The organism is Metabacillus halosaccharovorans (genome assembly GCF_002019635.1).
Lineage (GTDB): Bacteria > Bacillota > Bacilli > Bacillales > Bacillaceae > Metabacillus > Metabacillus halosaccharovorans.
The window spans coordinates 229,275-252,182 of the sequence record NZ_KV917372.1; the positions used below are offsets into that span (position 1 = coordinate 229,275).

At 38.2% G+C, this 22,908-nt stretch carries 6 protein-coding genes; all 6 read left to right on the top strand.

Going from position 1 to position 22,908, the window contains the following annotated elements; all coding sequences use genetic code 11:
* The first annotated feature begins 82 nt into the window (after window positions 1-82).
* The 6 genes from BK577_RS15550 to BK577_RS15575 all read left to right on the top strand — a co-directional run bounded on the left by BK577_RS15550 (window position 83) and on the right by BK577_RS15575 (window position 22,819).
* A complete protein-coding gene (locus tag BK577_RS15550) occupies window positions 83-778 on the top strand; it encodes a 4'-phosphopantetheinyl transferase family protein (protein ID WP_078433796.1) in 696 nt (231 codons plus the stop codon).
* A gap of 29 nt (window positions 779-807) precedes the next feature.
* The gene (locus BK577_RS15555) at window positions 808-2,073 is read left to right on the top strand and encodes an ATP-grasp domain-containing protein (RefSeq protein WP_078433797.1); all 1,266 of its coding nucleotides are present in this window, start codon (window positions 808-810) and stop codon (window positions 2,071-2,073) included.
* 88 nt (window positions 2,074-2,161) lie between these two features.
* Window positions 2,162-6,685: a non-ribosomal peptide synthetase gene (locus tag BK577_RS15560; RefSeq protein ID WP_078433798.1), complete on the top strand. Its 4,524-nt coding sequence runs from the start codon at window positions 2,162-2,164 to the stop codon at window positions 6,683-6,685.
* Between the two features lie 28 nt (window positions 6,686-6,713).
* Entirely contained in the window at window positions 6,714-8,132 is a 1,419-nt protein-coding gene (locus BK577_RS15565; RefSeq protein WP_078433799.1) for an aminotransferase class I/II-fold pyridoxal phosphate-dependent enzyme, read from the top strand.
* A 29-nt stretch (window positions 8,133-8,161) separates the two neighbouring features.
* Entirely contained in the window at window positions 8,162-15,430 is a 7,269-nt protein-coding gene (locus BK577_RS15570; RefSeq protein ID WP_078433800.1) for a non-ribosomal peptide synthetase, read from the top strand.
* A 42-nt stretch (window positions 15,431-15,472) separates the two neighbouring features.
* Window positions 15,473-22,819 (top strand): non-ribosomal peptide synthetase, encoded by a 7,347-nt coding sequence (locus BK577_RS15575; protein WP_078433801.1) that lies wholly within the window; start codon window positions 15,473-15,475, stop codon window positions 22,817-22,819.
* Window positions 22,820-22,908 lie beyond the last annotated feature (89 nt).

Genomic DNA, 22,908 nt, shown 5'->3' on the forward strand with positions numbered 1-22,908 from the left:
TAAAAGTCTGATTCAACAAACATATTCGTTTTTGACTTAGATGAAAATCATTTTGTGAAAATAACTTTTGAGGTTAATGTAAATGGAAATTGTTGCAGTACGAATTGAAGATGTCGATCAGTGCTTGTGTAATAGATTAAGTACCTACTTGAGTCCTGACAGGAGAAAAATGCTTCGTCACTTTAAGTTTCCCGAAGATCAATGGCGATCGTTATTCAGTGAGTTGCTTGTTCGCACTTATGTGATGGAAAAATGGGGATTAAGTAATGACACGATCACTTTTGTTAAAAATAAGTTTGGAAAACCCGCAATAGCTGGATTTCCAAACTTACAGTTTAATCTATCACACTCAGGTCATTGGGTAGTAGCAGTCTTTGATGAGTTACCTGTTGGAATCGATATTGAAGAAATTGTACCAATTGATCTTGCAATAACGGATTACTGCTTCTCACAATTTGAAAAGACGCAATTAGATGAACAACCAGAAGAAAACACACTGGCGCATTTTTATAAGGTGTGGACATTAAAGGAAAGTTATATAAAAGCAGTTGGCAAGGGATTATCAATACCACCTCAGTCATTTTCGATCGTTTTTGTTGATGAGAAAATTAGATTGCAGACCAGTTCTGACAATGAAAATTTGTGTTTTCATCAGTATGAAATTGATGACAGTTATACGTTATCAGTTTGTGCCCGGACTTCCGTATTTCCTGAACAAATACATAGGATATCATCAAATGATTTAGCATTTCGTTTTCAAAATATAATCTCAAACTAATGGTTGTTTAAGTTATGGAGTGATAAGTGATGAGGAAAAAACTTCTTTTTGTGGAGTCTAATACGACAGGGACCGGAATGATCTTATTAAATAAGACGAAAATATGGGGGTATGATCCTGTATTTTTAACACAACGTCCAGATGTTTATGTGGGATTGAATGAAACAGGTTGCGTAATTATATCCTGTGATACAAACTCTGTTACTGACTTAATCCAAGTAATCAAATCAACCTTCACCTCTGAAGAAATTGCCGGAATCATGACGACAAGTGAGTATTATTTAACCATTGTTTCAGAACTAACTAAGATATTTGGTCTGCCTGGAAACCCTCCCGATGTATTGACCCTATGCCGTAATAAGTATAAAACACGGCTTGCTTTATCAGAGGCAAAAATAAAACAACCAATGTTTAGAGCTGTTCATTCTGATGAAGAGTTAGAGGAAGAAATATCAAATATCGGTCTGCCGTGTGTGGTTAAGCCTACAGATGAAAGCAGTTCTAACGATGTTCGTGTTTGTGAAACAAAAGAAGAAGCAGTCAAACAATTCCACGTAATTATTAATAAACCTCATAATGCACGTGGACAAGCACCTTCTAAAATAGTTCTTGTAGAAGAATTTTTACATGATCAAGAATATAGTGTTGAAATGTATACGTGGCAGGGTGTATCAAGTTGTGTTGGAATAACAGAAAAACATGTGAAAGGATATCCATATTTTATTGAATACAAGCATATCTTTCCTGCGCGATTAACGAGTGATTTAGAGAGAGAAATCACTCAGACTGTAACAGCAGCATTAGAAGCAATTGGATTTGTCAATGGCGTAACACATACAGAGATAAAATGGACAAAACAAGGTTGTGCAATTATTGAAATAAATGCCAGACCTGCAGGCGGAATGATTCCGGAATTAATTCAAGCTGTGACAGAAGTTGATTTGCTGCAATTGCAAACTAAGAGTGCAATCGGTGAAAAACCGCTTATCAAAATAAACCATACAGGATGTGCGGGGATTCATTTTATCGTTTCCGATCAACCTGGTGAATTAGTAGAAATTCTAGGAGTCGATCAAGTTAAGAATTTAGATGGAATACAGCAGGTTACTCTTATTTCAAAAGCAGGAGATCAAATCCACGTTCCTAAAAATGCATCACATCGTCTTGGTTTTATTATTGCAAAAACAACTTCATATGAAGATACAAGTCTACTATTGGACAGAGCAATAAACATGATAAAGGTGGATGTGAAACAAGAACAACAGTCTCAATTAATCTCAAATCTTGATATATGATAAGCGTGTTATTTTTGATATGGGTACAGATCTTGTCAGAAATAATAGAAGTTGAGGATATTCAGTTGAAGAGGAGGTATTTACCTTAATGATTCATCTAACTGATGAAAAGGAACGCTATTATCCGCTAAGCCATCCGCAAAAAAGGATTTGGTACGATGAAAAGTTGTACCCTGATACGTCGATTCATCATATTTGTGGTATTGGAGAAATTAAAGGGTATGTAGACGCCAAACTACTGATCCAATCCATTCACACTGTCATTCAAAAGCATCAAGCATTTCGCCTTATCATAGCCCAACAGTCTGAGAAAACATTCCAATCGGTTTCAAACATCCATGACACAAAAATTAATGTTGTTGACTTTCGTCGTGCAGCTGATCGGCAACATTCATTCAATCAGTGGCTACAAGAACAGAAGAATACGCCGTTACTATTGAATGGTCAACCGCATTATTATTTCGCAATTTATCAAATGGACGATGATCATTGGGGAATTTTCGCTAAATTACATCATTTCATTTTTGATGGTTGGTCTATGGAGATTTTGACGAAAGAAATTGGCAGCAACTACGAGAAGTTATCAAAGGGTGAACCTATTTATCACATAGAAAATACCTCTTATATAGAATTCATTAATCGAGAAAAGAAATACCTCGATTCTAAACGTGCAACTAAAGACAGAGCATATTGGCTCAATAAATTTCAATTAATTCCGGAGCCAATTTTTCAGTTTAACGCTGATCAGCTCCAGGCTAAAAGAAAAGCATATTCTCTTGACAGTAAATTAACAACTTCCATTTATCAATGGACGAAAAAGAATAATTGTTCAGTAAATGATTTTTTTGTTTTTTTAGTTTCTTTATCTATACATAAATTGTACGGAAGGCAGAAATTCACAATCGGTATGCCTGTGTACAATCGCTCAGGTGCTAAGGAAAAACAGACAATTGGTATGTTTACGAGCACCATTCCTTTGTTATTCCATCTAGATCAAAATACCTCAGTACTTGACGTCCTTTCAACGGTCAAGCGAGAAATCCGCAATTCCTATTATCATCAAAAATACCCATTCGACCTCCTGATTCAAGATCTGCAGCTTAAGAAGCACGGGTATGATTCTTTGTTTCAAGTAGTTGTTAATTATTATCCATTTTCTCCATCTAATCAAATGTTCAGTAACAATTTCGAATTAACCGAAATACACCCGGGTCAGCAAGTATTCCCATTGCAAATTGTCATAAACGAATGGGCGGAAAACCAACTTTCATTGGAATTTGATTATCAAACATCTGTTTTTCGCGAGACTGATATTGATCAGATGTCTAGTAGACTAGTTCAATTAGCACAATTAGTGATGGAAAACACGAATTCCATTGTTCGTGATCTTTCTATCATTACTGAAGAAGAACGAGAAAAAATGCTAGTTTCATATAATCAAACAACAAGACCTTATCCAAAAGATAAAACGGTTGTGGAATTGTTTGAGGAGCAGGTTAGGCTTACCCCGGAAAAGGTTGCCCTAAGCTGTGGGACAAACCATTGGACCTATGAGGAACTGCACAATAGAATTGGTCAACTTGTAGGTAAGCTTGCCCAAATAGGTATTGGACCTGAGAGCAGAATCGGAGTATATGGCTCACATTCTATGGAACTTATTGCCGGAATTTTCGCCATTTTAAAGGTAGGGGCAGCATATGTTCCGATCGAGTATACCTATCCAGCCGAGCGGATTACAGAAATTATAGAAGACAGCTGTTTGACTTGTATCGTGATAAATATCGATCTTCCAGAGGAGATTCACTTTGATGGTCAGATTTTACATGTAGCAGAGTTGGAGAATATAGATGAAACGATATATATAGATCATCATGTCAGACAGCCTGAACCACATGATTTGGCTTATATGATCTATACTTCTGGTTCAACAGGAAGACCCAAAGGTGTAATGATCAGACATAGCAGCCTGACAAATTACTGTTGGTGGGCAAATAGGGTGTACGTAAATGAAAAACCAGCTGTTTTTGCTTTATATTCCCCCTTATCATTCGATTTAACTGTCACATCCATTTTCACGCCACTAATTGGAGGCCATGAAATTCGAATTTATAAAGAACCGAAAGACGGGTTCGTACTATTTGATATTTTACAAGAAAACAAAGTGACCGTACTTAAACTTACACCAGCTCATTTAGCTCTGCTTCATGAGAAATGTTATAAAGACAGCTCAATTCAAACGCTAATTGTCGGGGGAGAAAATCTTAAAGTATCAACAGCGCAAACAGTATATGATCAGTTTCAAGGAACCATTTCTATTTTTAACGAATATGGACCGACAGAAGCAACAGTCGGTTGTATGATTCATAAATATGATCCAAAAACAGATACCGGTCATTCGGTACCGATCGGCAAACCAGCTGATAATGTGCAGCTATATGTCCTTGATGAACATCACCAGCCTCTACCAATGGGAAGCATTGGTGAGCTTTACATCGCCGGTGATGGAGTGGCAATAGGCTATTGGTGTCGTGATGATTTAACAAAAAGTCATTTCATAGAAAATCATTTCTTAACATGTAAGAGATTATACAAAACTGGTGACTTGGTACGTTTTAACGAGCACGGGTTACTTGAATATGTAGGTAGAAAAAATCATCAAGTCAAAATAAATGGATACAGGATCGAATTAGAGGAGATAGAAGCCCGATTATTAGCTTTACCAGCTATCACACATTCATATGTAACGGCATGGGAAATGCCAGATGGACGTAAGCAGTTGTCTGCTTACATTGTTTCTACGGAAAATATGGACCCATCTGTCATAAAAGCAAGCCTGAGCTCTTCACTACCGGCATATATGATTCCGGTGCATATCATGTCTGTGGATGAAATTCCATTAACAACAAATGGAAAAATCGATCGTTCGAAACTTCCAGATCCTACTGGTAACCAAGAGGAAATGAACCAGGAAGCTTTCATTTTTTCTGATAAAGAAGGCATGTTAGTAGCTGCTCTTGAGGATGTACTGGGAATTAGTCCTATTGGGTTGGACCATCAATTTTTTGAACTTGGTGGTGATTCGATTAAAGCGATTCAATTATCAGCTCGTTTGAACACAATCGGTTATGTGCTCAGAACGAGAGACATATTAGCTTATCCGCATATTGGGACGATGGCATCTAATATGAAAAGAAAAGAACATGCCAACATGGAAGATGAACAAAAACCAATTGAGGGGGAACTGGACTATTCCCCGATCTATCATTGGTTCTTTAATCAAGGTTATCAACAGCCGGAATATTACAATCAATCTGTATTGCTGCGACTTGATAAGTCAGTACAATCCAAAGACATCGAAACAACTATGGACGTTTTAGTACAACATCATGATAGCTTGCGGCTTAATCTTCGTTCTGATGGTGTTTTCTATTATAACTCAAAACATTTAGATGAACATGTGCAGCTAAAAACCTTTGATTTGTCTGAATTGGCTTACCAACACCAGCTTCATAAAATGGCTGAAATTGGTAGGGAGTTAAAATCCTCATTTGATCTTGAAACCAGTTTATTAATTAAAGCGGCTATCTTTTATTTAGGAGATCAAGGCAACCGGCTTTTAATTACCGCACATCATTTTGTTGTTGACGGTATTTCATGGAGAATTTTGCTTGAGGATTTGGCAACAATTTTATACAGCAAGAGGCAATTACTAAAAATCTCGCTTCCATCAAAAACAAGCTCGTATCAAAAATGGACGAAACAGGTGACAGAATATGCTGACAGCTTACAAACTGAAAATGAGTGCTATTGGACGAAAAACATGGCACATCAAAGCCCCCAACTTATTGTCAGATCGGACGGAAGTAAACAACTAATGAAGCAGACAGCAACAGTCAGTCAAAAAGTGAGCAAAGATGTAACAGAACAATTATTGTTCCATACGAATACTGCTTACCAAACAGAACCAGTTGATTTATTACTAAGCTCGCTTTCTATAACAATGTCGCAAATAACAAATAACCAATCCATCCTTTTCGAGATGGAAGGACATGGGCGAGAAGAAATGAACGATGAGATCGATGTTTCCCGCACAGTGGGGTGGTTTACAAGTATTTACCCTGTTTTAGTAACATTACCAAATTTTGAGTTAGCCGATCAGATTAAAACAGTGAAAGAACAGCTTCGCCAGATTCCGAATAAAGGATTCGATTATTTAGTAAAACGCTATATAAGTAAGCAACAGCTACCGAAAACGAACGAACAACAGATCATTCGCTTTAATTATCTTGGTGATTTTAACAATTTGGAGACTTCTGACCTGTTTACTTTGTCAGAGGAATTCACAGGTCATGACCTCGGACAAATGAATAACTTCAACGTTTTACTAGATATATCTGTGATGATCATTGAAGGTCAGCTGCGATTGTCTGTGACATATGCTACTAGTCAATTCAGTGAGAAATGGATATCGAGCTTTATGGATGAGTGGATCAACAAGCTGACTGAAATCGTGGATCATTGCTTGAACAAACAAAATATTGAGTTTACTCCATCTGATTTTGACACGGTTAAGTTAGATCAGGAAGATTTGGACTTACTATTAATGGACTAAAAATCTCCCAATAGAAAGAAGTGTTTCTGTGTCGATAAATGCTTATTACAAAGAAGACATTGAAAATTTAGAAATGTACCAACGATTGATTCAATATTGGAGCATTATTTTTGACAGGCGTGAGAAGATCGATGTGTTGGATAATATGAACTTTAATATCAATCTATTTCCTGAAATTTTCACAAGAACCGAGATGGCAAATCTGCACTCAATCGAACCTGGCTATACATCACCGGACGGCTATACAGAGATGCATGAATTAATCCGTGCACTGGAATTAGCTAGACTACTCGAGCATGTACCAGGCCGGGAGGAGATTGCGAGAAAACTAGTGTATCAGGCGGGAATCGGCTGTGGAAATGGCTGTACAAATGTCATGAATGGTGTAATAAATGCCATTTTAAAGCACAAGCAAGAGGAAGGAATGACGGAAAAACCCGAAGTGGTTTTAATTCTACCTAACTATACCGTCTATACAGCCCAGCTTTCAAATCTGCAAGGTAAAGTAACACCTCGATATGTACATACAAAACGAGAGAATCATTTTTTACCAACTTGTGAAGAAATAGAGAGTGTTATTTCTCCTTCAACGGCAGCTGTTGTTATTACTTATCCCAACAATCCTGCTCAATCAACGTATGAAGGCGATAATGTGGAAGAATTAAAGAAAATCGTGGAGCTATGCCAGGAAAATGAAGTATTTCTTATTGCAGATAACATTTATCAAGACCTTGTCTTCCCCCGGGAGAGGGGGTTTACAGAAATCTTTAATTTAACCGACCGTTTGGAATATGTTGTTAAAGTATACGGATGCTCGAAGGATACACCTTTTTATTCCGGTTATCGTACTGGATATTGGTTTGGAGATCCACGCCTTACAGAAAAGTACAAATATATGATTTCATCCATGGAAAACAGTTTGAATACTCATTCACTCGTTTACTTTGCATTGAATTTATATTTTAAATACAAAAAGATCGTTAAAGAGGAACCAGTCCTTGAAGATATGAAGTTTTTTACGCAAGGCTTATTCGGATGGAGTCAGCAAGTAAGTGGTGAACAACTTTTTAATAAAATGACTGAATTGGATTTGTATCAAAACTATAAAACTAGGATTAAACGATCAAACGATATTCAAGAGGATGCATTAACACAGCTCATTGATTTTGTAACACAGTCCAATGTGTTCACTGATTATGTAAACCAGAAAATCGGTAATGTATTTTTTATCAAAATGAATCCTAAACTACATTCCGATCATGACCATGCTTTTTTTAATAAATTATTTAATGAAGCAAAATGCGGGGTGCTTCCAGGAAATGTATTCGGGATTCCGGCACATTCCAATGAAACGTGGTTTCGCATCACTCTCATTCATGATCATGTGGAAAATATCATTCGAAATTTACGGAAGATTGAAAACATGTACACACATCAGCATGTCTAGAAAGATAAGCATTTAAGGGAGGGTAGAACATGACTCAACAAAAGATCAATAGCCTGATTGAAGATATTATTGCATTGTCGCCAACACAAGAAGGTATCTTATACCATTGTTTGAAGGAGCCTGAACTTCCACTATATATTAGCCAAGTGATGCTTCAGGTGGAAGGAACAGTGGTAAAGGAACGATTGGAACAGGCATTGGAAATTGTTTCACAGGAAAATGAATGCTTGAGATCTTTTTTTCGCTGGGAGAAAATCAATCAGCCCGTGCAAATTGTCATGAAAAAGATGGCAGTCAAAATTGAAGAAGAGGACATTTCCGCATTATCCGCTGCAGAAAAAAAGAACGAAATCGAAATCATTAAAAGGCGAGAACAAAAGAATGGGTTTGATTTAACAAAAGGACCGTTACTGCGGATAGTCTTATGCCGAGAAGACGTAGGGAAGTACCGTATATTACTGCAATTTCACCATATCATTTTGGATGGCTGGTCACTCGGACTGCTGCTTAGTGAATGGTTCCAATCCTATGATCAAATCAACAAAAACGAAATAGTAAAGAAGCAGAATAAACCAAAATATAAATCATACATAAAATGGCTGCAAAATTACAACCATGAACAAGCAGGGGATTTTTGGAAACAAGAGCTGAACACATTATCAACGTATACAAAATTACCTACCCGTTCATATCGTAAGCAATTGGACAAGATGATTGAACATGAATGTTTCTCTATGGAAGAAATAATGCCGAAGATTGAAGCTTTTTCCAAAGCCTATGGGGTTACGGTAAATGCAGTGATCAATGCTGCTTGGGGGTTAATGCTGCAACGATACAATAACAGTGATGAAGCCATTTTCGGCTTAACTGTTTCGGGACGACCGGAAGAGTTAATCGGGGTTGAGCAGATGGTCGGTTTGTTTATCAATACGATTCCTGTGATTGTAAAAAGTGAAGGAAACCTAACAGCGGTTAATTATGTACAAAACGTTCATCAGCAATTAGTTCGACACAAAGAAGGCGAACACTTACCACTTAGTGACATCCAATCTGTTTTTCAAAGAAGTGGGACTGAACCACTTTTCAACCATTTCCTGGTGTTTGAGAATTATCCGCTTGATCAACAACTTTCAGAAGGCAACTATACTGGTTTTACCATTACAGGCTATGAGGAAGCAGAAGTAAATCATTACGAGTTAACTGTCTCTTTTCTGTTAGCAGGCAAACCGGAATTAAAACTTGATTATCAAGCAGATTTGTTTGATAGGCAGACAATTCAAAAGATGGCAAAGCACTTTTTCGTCGTCTTAGATCAGATCACAACACGTCCTGATGAAGTGTTGTCATCTATAGAACTTGTGACAGGAGACGAGAGAAATCAACTCTTACAGAAATTTAACCAAACCGAAACATTTTATCATAATCAGGAGAAGACTGTTTATGAATTGTTTGTTCAACAAGCACAAGCAACACCTGAGTTGCCGGCAGTTGTATACAATGATGATCAGATCATTTACCGTGAGTTAGCAGCAAGAGCGGAACATCTTGCAAACCATCTTCAACAACAAGGTGAAGGAGAAGGATCTATCGTGGCCATTTTGATGGATTGGTCGACAGATATGATAACAGCCATCATGGGAGTGCTTGGTTCAGGTAGTGCATATTTGCCGATAGATCCTCATTATCCTGAGGAACGAATTCGATACATTATAAACAATAGTCAAGTCAAAACGATTGTAACGTCTGAACAATACTTGGAAATGGCGGGTAGCATGGCATCATCTACTGTTATTCTTAATGATGGTAACTGCCAAACTTTCAACAATGAAACAACAAGTAAACAAGAAGAAACAGACAGGAAGGTCGTTAATTTTTCATTAGCATATGTCATTTATACATCAGGATCAACTGGACGGCCAAAAGGGGTTATGATCGATCAACAGGCATTTACCGAATTTGTCCTTTGGGCTGTGGAGGAATACGAACATAAAGTTGGCTATCAAGTATTGTTATCCAACTCTTATGCGTTTGATAGCTCGGTCCAGCAAATTTTTCCGCCTTTAGTTTCAGGGGGAACCTTGCATCTGCTTAACCCAAATGTCCGTAAAGATGCAAAGCAGTATTTACAATATCTAAAACAACATAAAATTAACAACTTGGATGAAATTCCTGTCGTGATGAACGTGTTGGTGGAGCAGGCTGAGGAAGAGGATGAAATCCCAGTTTTACCTGCATTAACATCCTTATCCCTAGGAAGTGAATATGTACCAATAAGTCTTGTTCGGAAATGTAAAAAGTTGCTTAATTCTAATGGGAAAATCATAAACGGATACGGACCTGCCGAAACTACGGTCGAAACATGTACCTATCATTTTGCAGGGGATGATGAAAACGAAATCTCACTTGTTGGTAAACCCCGCAGCAATTTAACCGTCTATATTCTGGATAAGGATCACAGGTTATGTCCGGTTGGTGTTCCTGGTGAAATTTGTGTTAGCGGAATCGGTTTATCAAAAGGGTATCTGAATCAATCAGAACTAACGGATGAGCGGTTCATTCCAAATCCATTCAGTGATGTTCCTGGAGTCAAAATGTACAAGACAGGTGATGCCGGCCAGTGGTTGCCTGATGGGAATGTTCAATATATTGGCAGAATTGATAATCAAGTCAAGATTCGCGGATACCGCGTTGAACCTGGTGAGATTGAAGATGCGCTGCTTCAACATCCTTTGATATTGGATGCTGTCGTGGTCGTACAAGGAAACAAGCAGAATCATCCAGTCCTTTGTGCGTTTCTGAAATCTGCCAAGAAGCCTGAAATACGTGAACTGAAAACATTTTTGGGATCCAATTTACCGGACTATATGATTCCAGCCTTTTATCAATATGTTGAAGAGTATCCAAAGACACCTAATGGAAAAATAAACCGTCAAGCACTTGAGCAATTTGAAATTGAACAAGATCAAGGAAACCAAGACAATAGTTTGCCACGTCATGAGTTGGACAGCAAACTTGTTGAAATTTGGAAAAGTATCCTAAACCAACCTAGTATCGGGATCCATTCTAACTTTTTTGAACTTGGTGGTAACTCCATTCAGCTAATGAGGATCTATAGCAAGATAAAGAAAGAAATGCCGGATATTTCACTAGAAATAAGTGATTTCTTCACTTATCATACGATAGCTGAATTGTCAGATTATTTAGCGGAGCCAACTAAGAATAGCGGAACGGAATCCCTTGATTTTGTTAAGGATCAGCAAAATAACGAGATGAATAACAAAGATATCGCGATTATCGGGATAGGAATACGCTTACCGGGCATAACTGGACCTGACTCTTTCTGGGAGTTGCTGAAAGAGGGCCGAGAAACAATAAAAGAAATCCCGCAATCTAGAAAAAAATTAGATCCAACAGGATATAAAGGAAAGAACTATTTACGGTACGGCTACCTAGAGGGAATTGATGAGTTTGACCCTCAGTTTTTTGATATTTCTCCAAAGATCGCAAAATATATGGAGCCTAATCAAAGAATAATGCTTGAGACAACATATCATACTTTGGAAGATGCGGGTTATACTCGTGAACAAGTAAAAAATCGTTCAGTTGGTGTCTTTATGGGGGCTGTACTGCCAACTTATCATCAATATTTAGACGTAAAGATAGATGAATTGTTTGCTAGTAACCTTCCGGCCAATTTAGCAGGACGCTTGTCATACCATTTTGGATTTAATGGACCTTCTTTAGTCATAGATACGGCATGTTCATCTTCTTTAGTTGCTTTACACACTGCCATACAATCATTACGAAACAAGGAATGTGAAATGGCAATGGTAGGCGGTATTCATTTGGATATTTCACCTGTAAACCGTGAAGAAGCGATGGAATCCAGTATCGTATCACCAACAGAAAGCTGCAAGCCATTTAGTGATGAAGCAGATGGAACTATTGGGGGAGAAGGGTGCATCTGTGTACTCCTTAAACCAGTTGAGCAGGCTTTACATGATCATGACAGGATCTACTCTGTTATTAAAGGAAGTGCAGTTGTTCAGGATGGTGCCAGATCAAACGGCATCACATCACCAAGTCCTGATGCACAAGCAGAAACATTGCTGCATGCGTGGAAGGATGCGGGTATCGATCCATCTACGATTTCCTATATTGAAGCACATGGAACTGGAACGAAGCTTGGCGATCCAATTGAAATCAAAGGTATTCAAAAAGCATACCAATCTTATACCGATCAGAACCAATTTATCGGCCTCGGATCGGTTAAATCGAATATAGGTCATTTGGATAGTGCTGCAGGATTAGCAGGCTTGGCAAAAACGGCCCTAAGCTTGAAACATAATCTAATCCCGGCAACCCTTCATGCATCCAGTTTAAATTCGTTTATTCATTTTGAACAATCACCTGTTTTTGTTAATAGCGAATTACGTCCTCTAAAATCACAAAGCACTCACCCTGCGAGAGCCGGAGTTAGTTCCTTTGGATTAAGTGGAACAAATGTACATGTCGTGTTGGAAAAGTTTGAAACAACATCATCGGAAACAGTTGAAGTGAAAACGGACCATGACAAAGGTCCATATCTGATTACAGTGTCAGAATCTTCCGAACGTTTATTAACAAAGAAAATTGATGATCTTCATACGTATTTGGAAGAAAGGAATGATCTTCTCCTTCAAGATCTCAGTTACTCGCTAAATTGCCGTCGAAGTCAACATCGTTATAGGTTTTCAACGATTGTTCAAAATGTATCAGAATTGAGTAACAAGCTGGTGATGATGACAAATGCAGATATATATGAGACGAAACAGCCAAAACCTGTAACCGTATTGTTGCAAGATTATGAAGAGGGTTCCGAAAAATTGTTCGCAGAATTATGTCAATCAGGTCTCTTAAGCAGCGAAGAGGTCGAAGAATTCAATAAATATATAGCGAATTATTCTGATCAAGATTATTTACAACGAATAGTAAGTTATCTTTCCTTTTTGATCGGTATAACAAAGCTGCTTAGCCGAATTGGATTAAACTTTTCCGTGACTGGATTAGGAGTTGGAGCTGCAGCTGCTGATATTCTCGATGGATCGACAACGTTCGCAGACATAGTGAAAAACATAAATAAATATGAAATTGATGCATTGATAAGACATGAAATTAAAAAAGAAGATACCATTCTTTCGGTCGGTTTACGTCCATCTGAGGAGCTCTATTTAGACGAACAGAATGAAGGGAAGATCGATGTCTTTCCATTAGAAAAAGGAAAGGCTAGCTTTCTAACTACTCTTTCTCATCTTTACCAAACAGGACATAATTTGTCATTTGAGGCAATTCAATCCGGCAATGTCATCTCACTACCAGTCTATCCATTTGTGCGTAAATCGTATTGGTTTGATATGAGTCAAGTGAGAAATAAAACCAAAAATATGACTCATGTTTCAAAAAATGAAACAAAAGAAGAAGATCCTTTACTACATCAATTGGTATGGACCCCTGTTGAATTAATTAAAGAAAAAAAACGGAAAATCGATGGATCTATTTTAATTGCCGGTCATAATGATGTTTTGCAAAATAGGCTTGCTGAAAGGTTACGAAATGACGGTTTAACAGTCGTAAAAATCAACTATGGAACCCGATTTAATCAACTAAACGAAGAAGAGTTTGAGATTAATATTCTTAACCCTCTAGATTTGGAAAACGTGTTAAATGTACTGGAGAAAGACGGCCATAAAATAGGTGCTTATGTCCGCTTGCCAGATCATAACCTGATTGTAAATAGTCAAGATCCGATCTATAGACTTCCTGGGCAGTTCGCTTCAATAGTAGACCAGCATGTACAACCTGTGTCAGATCTAGGAAAACAGTTAGGGTTGAGATCAAAGGAAAAACCGATCTTTATGTTTCAACTCACCCTTAATACCGACAAAATAGTTCCAGGAGATACTCCTGTAAATCCGCTGCAAAGTTTTACAGTATCACTTAACCGGAATCTCAATCAGGAATATGAACAGTTAAACGCTTATTGCATTGATTTTTCTGAGAATGAACAATCACCAGAGATGATTGCTGATTGCATGTATGAAGAGGTGATTTGGGAGCAGGAATTGAAGGAATCTGCTTATCGCAGTGGTATTCGCTATGTGAAACAGTTACAAAGACAAAAGATCACGGTTCCTCCGAGGGAATTTTTCCGGAATGACGGAATATACCTTGTCACAGGTGGTACAGGTGGAATTGGTATGGAAATCTGCCATTCAATCGCAACAAACATACATGCTACCCTTCTAATCCTTGGAAGGACTGAACATGAAAAGTTAAATCAATCCCAGCTTGACTCTTTAAATCAATTATCAGATATGGGAGCAAAAGTCGAATACTATACAACAGATATAGCGGATTACGAAAGTTTGCGTTTAGTTATTGAACAGATTAAGACAACTTACGGGAGAGTAGACGGAGTTATTCATACAGCCGGTTTGAAAGGGAAGCGTGTGTCACTTCAAGATGCCACACTTGATGACTTCCATGAAGTCTATGACGCAAAAGTATATGGCACAGTTTTTCTGGATCTGTTACTGAGTGATCAGATGCTCGATTTCTTCTTTTTATTTTCGTCTGTTGATGCGGTATTGCCAGAAGCGAATCAAAGTCCATATTCAAGTGCGAATTATTTTATGGATCAATATGCTCTAAAACAAAGGCAATATGGACGGAATTTCATTTCCATTCAATGGGGCGGTTGGCAGTTAACAGGAATGGGAAAAGCAGCAACAGAAGTTAATGACCAATCCATGATTCATAACATCAAACGATTATCACCACTAATCCTAGGTTTTGATCCGAAGATTGGTGTAGCTGCTTTCCATAAATTGCTAAGGACGAAATCAAGCCATACTCTAGTTACAGGATTCAACAGTCAGGATTTGGAAGAAGTAAAAAACATTGCCTTTTTTGAACTGTCAAAAGAACTACAGGATGACATGCAACAACCAGTTGAACAGACGAGCACTAGTGAATCGATTGAAGAAATTAGGAGTTTTGTTGCGACTACTTGGACCAATGTATTGGAATTAGAAGAAGAGCCTGATATACATGAAAACTATTTTTCCTTTGGCGGGGATTCCATACAAGGAATCGATATTGCCTACGAATTATCACAAAAGTACCAACTTCAGCTTGATGCAAATATATTGTTTCAACATGATACGATCGATTCTCTTAGCCGGTTTGTTCATAGTCAAGTAAATATGCCGAAATCTAAAGAAACGATCAGTTCCATTCCTAAAGCAACACCTTTATGAAACGAGAGTGACAAGTAATAGCAAGGAAAGGAAGTTCACAAGATGAAAACACAAACTGACCAAACTTTCGATAAATATGAAGTCTCTCATACTCAAAAGCGTTTTTGGTTCTTGGACCAGTTTGACTATTCCAATGATGAATCGATCCGTTCAATGTCAAATGTTTCAACGGTGTTTACCCTTACCGGACAATTGGACGTTTCCATCTTTCAAAAAACGATTCAAGATCTTACAGACCGGCATCAATCGCTGCGAACGTGTTTCAAAGAAGAAAATGGAACTCCCTTGCAGCTTGTTTTTCAAAAATTAGACATATCAGTACCTGTTAAAGTAGTGAATCCTGATCAACCAGAAGTCCAAGTGGAACAATGGATCCAAGAAGAATTAACTACACCTTTCGATCTTAGAGAGGCTCCATTGGTAAGAGTATTGCTATACAAGCTTTCCACCGAAAAACATGTATGCTTAATCGTTGCACACCATAGCATTGCTGATGGATTGGCACTTGACATTATCCTTTCAGAGTTAATGGCTTTGTACCGTGCGAATGTAAACATGATGACAAATCCGCTCCCTGAACCGAACATTCAATATAGTGATTATGCCCATTGGCATAATAGCATGTTACATCCGTCAACAGGTGAACTTGGAGACCAAAGGGAGTTTTGGTTGAATACATTAGCAGGTGAGCTTCCTGATCTAAACTTTCCACTAGATCGTCAACGTGAAAAAGAAAGGTCTTATAAGGGAGCGGCCGTTCCATTAGTTATTGAAGGCGAATGGCTCACAAACTTAAAAAAAGCGTGTGAACGATTGGATGTCAGTGTCTATATGTTTTTGCTTGGAGTTATGAATGTGCTCCTCGCAAAATATACCCGCAATGATGACATAATTGTCGGAACTTCGTTTTCCGGCCGATTCCATCCTGAACTTAAGTCTGTGATTGGCAGCTTTATCAATACGCTGCCGGTCCGCAATCAGGTAAAAGGAGAAGAAACATTTCATCAGTTTGTGCAACAAATCAAAAAAGTTGTGTTAGGAATCCAGGAAAATCAAGCATATCCTTTTGATAAAATCGTTGAAGATTTAGGAGTACAACGAAACAGCAGCAGACACCCAGTCTATGATGTTCTTTTTGAAATGCATACCCTGCATTCCGATGAAAAAGATGTGAGGGAAATAGTACCTGGTTTGTCGATCTCATTTGAACATTCACTTAATACAATCCGTTACTCTCCGTTTGATTTCGCTTTTGAATTGTTTCAAAAGGAAGGAAAGATCGAAGGGTATATTCAATACGCAACAAGCTTGTTCGATCAAGAGACAATGGAAAAATTGGGCAATCATTTTCTAAAGCTTGTTCAACAGGCAATCGAACAACCTGACAAACCAATTTGTCACATGGACATGCTCTCAGATCAAGAACGAAACCAAATTTTGAATGATTTTAATCACTTAACAATGGATTTCCCAGTACATGCATCGTTTCCTAAGCTGTTTGAAGAAATGGTACGTAAAATGCCGGATCGTTATGCTGTTTCTTACCTAGATGAAAAGGTAACCTATAAAGAATTGAATGAAAGAGCTAACCGATTAGCCCATTTCCTTATCAGTCAAGGTGTCAATTCGGGTGATATAGTCGCAGTTATGAGTGAGCGTAATATTTTTTGGTTAACATCTTTACTGGCCATATTTAAGTGTGGTGCGGTTTATGTACCAATTGATCCGAACCTTCCTGACGAACGAGTGATGTATGTTTTGAACGATAGCGCCACAACATGTCTAATTACTCAAGAATCATTTGTAGAACGAGTTGTTGCATTAGACACAGCTAAAATAGAAACAGTTGTTTGTCCTGATATGTTCGGGCATGAACTACATGATTTAGCTAAAACTCACGAGCTTGTTACAGGTCAACAAATCTTAGCTTTTTCGTCAGATGATCCTGAACTGGAGATACGTTCCGATCAACCTGCATATATGATTTATACGTCTGGTTCAACCGGAAATCCAAAGGGAGCGATCGTGCGACATAACGGGATGATCAATCATCTCTATTGCAAAATAGACAGTTTGCAATTAACACAGGAAGATATTGTTGGACAAAATGCATCCATTAGCTTTGATGTATCAATCTGGCAATCATTAGTTGCACTTCTTGCCGGTGGAGAAACATCCCTTATTACATTTGAAGCAGGCCGTGATCAGGCGTTGCTATTTGAACATTTACGCACACATCATATTACTGTAATTGAAACCGTACCATCTTTGCTATATGCATTCTTAGATACAGTTAATGGCATGAAAGAGCACGAACGCAGTCTTCCCAATTTGCGTTGGATGATTACAAATGGGGAGGAACTCCCAAGTAAATTAGTGACAAGCTGGTTTGAAATGTTTTCTGATATCCCATTGATTAACGCATATGGTCCGACTGAATGCTCTGATGATGTTACACAGCATGTCATGAGGAAAGAAGAGAATAATGAGCAAAAAAATACGCGCATACCAATAGGCAAGCCTCTTCCAAATATGCGTTTGTATATTGTGGATCAATTTAATCAATTAGCGCCTATCGGAGTTAAAGGTGAAATCTTGATCGCAGGCATAGGGGTAGGCAAAGGATATTGGAAAAATGAAAATTTGACTGAACAGAAATTTATCGATAACCCATTTGCACTGCAAGACAATGAAAAAACAGCATACCGGACTGGTGACCTGGGTTGTTGGTTACCGGATGGAAGTCTTGAGTTTACAAGCAGAATCGATTTTCAGGTAAAAATACGTGGGTTCAGAATTGAGCTTGGAGAAGTGGAAGCAACAATCAACCAACATGAGCAAGTTAGTGAAGCAGCCGTTATTGTCAAAAAACAAAATAACGGAGATTCCATTTTAATTGCATTTTATACAAGCAAGCACCAACTGGAATCAAATCAGCTGCGAAGCTATTTGCAGGAAAAGCTTCCTTATTATATGGTACCTGCAATCAATATCAAGATTGACAAAATGCCTTTGCTGACAAGCGAGAAAATTGATCGTAAAATGCTTCTGCAAATGGCGAAGCAGGAAATTTCAACAAATCCTAAATCGGTTGAGTTGAACACGACGACCGAACAAAAGCTTTCACTTATTTGGATAGATATTTTGGAACAGAATCAAATAAGTAGAGAAGATCAATTTTTTCATATTGGCGGAAATTCAATCAATGCAGTTAAAGTTGTCAATCGTATTCGCGATCAATTTGATATTTCAATGGCCCTACAGCAAATATTTGTTACACCTGTCCTTAAAGATCTGGCAGCTGCTATTGATCTTGAAACAGGTAAAGAAATGAAAATAACCAGAAATCCCATTCGTCAATATCCTAAGAAAGAAGTATACGATTTGGCTCCAGTTCAATTGCCTGAATGGTATCTTCACGAGCTTGAACCAGAAAATCCGTTTTACAATGTGAGCTTTGAATTAATGTTTACCGGTGAGATGAATTTAGCAGCATTTGAGAAAGCATGGCAGCATCTGATAAATCGACATTCGGCATTACGCATACGTTTTCGAAATGCAGATGGAGTACCTCAGCAAATCGTAACTGGTGAGCTACCGTTTAAACTAGATAACATTTATGAAAATCGGAACCATGTATTAGAGAATGAAATGAATGACGATATTCGAAAAGTTGCGTATACCCATAATAATCAGGTGTTTGATTTTGAAAAGGGACCATTATTTTCAGTTAGATTAGTGGAATATAGACAAAAGCAATTTTTGATGATGTTTGCTGCACATCACATTATTTGGGATGAGACTTCTTCTATGAATCTTGTTTCAGAACTTAGCGAACTATATAATGCTTATTCATTAAACAGAATACCAGATTTACCCCAACTGCAAATTGAATATACTGATTACGCTGAATGGATGAATTCATCAATCCGTGATGGGTCTCTTGAGAGAGAACGCCAATATTGGTTGAACAAATTTGCTGATGTTCCTCCTCCACTTGAGCTGCCGACAGATTATCAGCGGCCTCCAGTCGTTACGTTTAATGGGGGAACGATTCTTGCCAATATTGACAATGATTTACAGAAAAAGATTGAAGACTACTGTCAGCAAAATGGCATGACACTGTATATGTTTTTGCTATCGGTACTCAATTTACAGCTGCACCGACTTAGCGGACAAAATCGTTTCACCGTCGGTTCGCCAATCGTCAATCGGGATGACATTAATCTTGAGCATATGATCGGATTATTTGCTACTGCTATTCCATTATCTTGCAACATTACAGAGAAAATGACATTTGCACAATTGGCTGAACACAGTAAACAAACAGCCATTGAAGCATATGAAAATCATCTTTATCCGAGTAATTTCGTCATCGACCAGTTGCAAATAGATCGGGATTTATCACGATCTAAGCTATTTTCTGTTATGTATGGATTGCAGAATAATAAACAGAAATTATTAACATCACTTCATTTTGAAGGCTTGAGCTTTAACCCGCGTATCTTTGACTTTGTTGAAGATAGCTCACGATTTGATCTTTCATTTGCATTTGATGAGCTGGAACATGGTATCGAAATCAATTTGAATTATAATAGTGATCTTTTTAAGAAATCGACAGCAGAGCGTTTGGTCGAGCAATTCATTTTGCTAACAGAGCAGGTAATTGCTTCGCCTGAATTGGCAATCAAAAAGTACCAAATGGTTAATGAGATTGAGAAGCACAAAATGACGGTTGAGTGGAATAAAACCGAACAACCATACGAGAATCAACTGTGCATTCATGAACTAATTGAAAAACAAGCAGCAAAAACGCCGGATATACCTGCGTTGTATAAACAAGGGAATACGTTAACGTACAATCAGCTAAACGAGAAGGCAAATCAATTTGCTCATTATTTGGTTAGTGTAGGTGTGAAGGCTGAAGAAAAGATCGGAGTCATATTCGAACATTCTGCTGAGCTAATCATTTCACTTCTTGCCATCATGAAGGCAGGAGCAGTGTATGTACCGCTCAACCCAGAGTTGCCAGGCGCTCGGAAGCTGGAAATCTCGAAAACAGCAACACTATCATACATTGTTACAAATAGCTTTAATAGCTCTAGCATAGAAGAGTTCAATGGAAGAATTCTAGAATATGATCGTATTCAGCTACCACTGTCTACTATGCCAAAAAATAACGTCGATAACCAGATAAGTTCTCATAATCTTGCGTACGTATTGTTCACATCAGGTACGACGAATAAACCTAAAGGAATAGAAATTGAACATCGGGGTGTTGTTAATCTTTTCACATGGTTAACGCAAGAGTATCCGCTTAAATTAAAAGATTCAGTGCTGATGATGACACCATATTCTTTTGATGCCTCATTATTAGAAATATTTTGGCCTTTAACTCAAGGGGCTAAAATTGTTATTCCACAGCAGAACGAATTGAAAAATGTGATTGCACTAGGTGAGCTGGCCTATCAACATCAAGTAGCATTTCTACAATTTGTTCCGATCATGTTGGAGGAATTTATACATGCACGACGAAATAACGACATTCCTGAGTTACCGTTTTTACGGTATGTCATTTGTGGCGGAGCACCATTAACCCGAAAAATACATGACAAATTCAAGGAGCAGTTCAATTGCCGATTAAGCAATCATTATGGGCCAACCGAAGTCACTATTGATTCAGCTGTATTTGTATGTAACAGGGAATTTGAAGGTGATATCGTGCCAATTGGCAAGCCGATCGCTAACACAAAAATGTATGTGTTAGACGAATGGTTAAATATTGTACCGGTCGGTGTACCAGCTGAGTTATATATTCAATCCGATGGTCTGGCCCGCGGCTACTTGAACGATCCTATAAAAACGGAAGAAAGCTTTATTGATCACCCATTTTCTAATGAACCAGGTAGCAGACTTTACAAAACTGGAGACATTGTCCGCTATTCGAAAGATGGAATGATCCAGTATATCGGACGAAAAGATAATCAAGTAAAGGTCCGCGGCAATCGGGTGGAATTAGAAGAAGTGGAAACCGTGCTTATGCAGCATCCTGAAATCGGCCGTTCAGCTGTCTTACATCAGAAGGACGAACGTCAAGATGGACTGATTGCTTATGTCGAGCTTGCAGATGAAATGAAACTGTTCAATGACGACAAAAAGCTCAATCTGTTTACGATTTCACAAATGCCTGGGTTACAGGATGGGATGAATCGTCTGCATAGACAAGCTTGGCCTGCTTATTTCTTCGGAGATGAAATCATGGTAGCAAATTGGCCGAAATTATTTCATAGATTTCCAGATTATCAGTTTACTTTAACACTGGAAAATGGGGATATTGCAGCTGTCGGGAATACCATACCGATCAGATGGGACGGCACACTTGAAGATCTTCCTGATGGGTGGGATGACGGACTGGTACGCGGCATTGAACAATCGGATAAGAATACCATCCCAGACACCTTACTTGTGTTAGCTGGTGTTGTTAATGAAAACTATCAAGGTCAAGGCTATGCATCCTTACTTATCGAAGCATTCAAGAAGATTGCTGCTGGACATAAGCTGAAACGTATCATCCTGCCTGTTCGTCCAACGGGTAAAAGCTTATATCCTAAACATTCATTTTCTGAATATTGCCATCTTACTAGAGAAGATGGATTACCTGTTGATCATTGGTTGCGAACACATATCAAAGCAGGCGGGGAAATCTTGAAAAATGCGGAAACCTCACAACAAATTGAGGGTAGTATAGAGGATTGGGAACATTGGGCAAATACGACATTCACAAAAACCGGCTATTACCACCTAAAGGATACGTTACAACCAGTTTGGATTGACATTGAAAAGGGATGTGGAATCTACCAGGATCCAAGTGTATGGTTCCAACACTTTCTACCAGCTAAAAAAGAAGAAGGTGGCTGGACACCAATAAACCCTGAAGGACTGCTAGATGATATAAAACAAAGGCTACCGGATTACATGGTGCCACAGCAGATCATCTTCGTTAAGAAAATGCCGTTAACAGCAAACGGTAAAATAAACAAAAAAGCACTAATTAAGCAGGAAACCATCCAGGAACAAACACGGGAATTGGTAGCTCCTCAAACAGAAACAGAAGCAGTTATTATGAAAATTTGGAAAGAAATATTACAACTAGAAGAGATCGGAGTAACTGACAGTTTCTTTGAACTAGGGGGACATTCCTTAAAAGCAACTGCAGTTGTCGCTCGGATTAATTCAACATTTGAATGTGCGCTCTCACTTCGGGAAATGTTTGAAGCTCTCACGATCCGAAGCTTGGCACAAGTTATTGAAAACAAAAAGACCGAACCGAGCAATGACACAGGGATTCGTTTTAAAAAGGTCGAACGTCGTGTAAGAACAAGAAATTAAAGACTTTTTTTTAGAATAGTTTGGTTAGATTTTGATTTCTAGAGAAAGAAAATAAGGAACACAAAAATTAGATCCGGAAGATAACGGTG

Bases quoted from the DNA above. Each gene is read 5' to 3' on its own strand.
- BK577_RS15570 (WP_078433800.1), top strand. From the start codon at position 8,162: ATGACTCAACAAAAGATCAATAGCCTGATTGAAGATATTATTGCATTG.
- BK577_RS15555 (WP_078433797.1), top strand. From the start codon at position 808: ATGAGGAAAAAACTTCTTTTTGTGGAGTCTAATACGACAGGGACCGGA.
- BK577_RS15560 (WP_078433798.1), top strand. From the start codon at position 2,162: ATGATTCATCTAACTGATGAAAAGGAACGCTATTATCCGCTAAGCCAT.
- BK577_RS15550 (WP_078433796.1), top strand. From the start codon at position 83: ATGGAAATTGTTGCAGTACGAATTGAAGATGTCGATCAGTGCTTGTGT.
- BK577_RS15575 (WP_078433801.1), top strand. From the start codon at position 15,473: ATGAAAACACAAACTGACCAAACTTTCGATAAATATGAAGTCTCTCAT.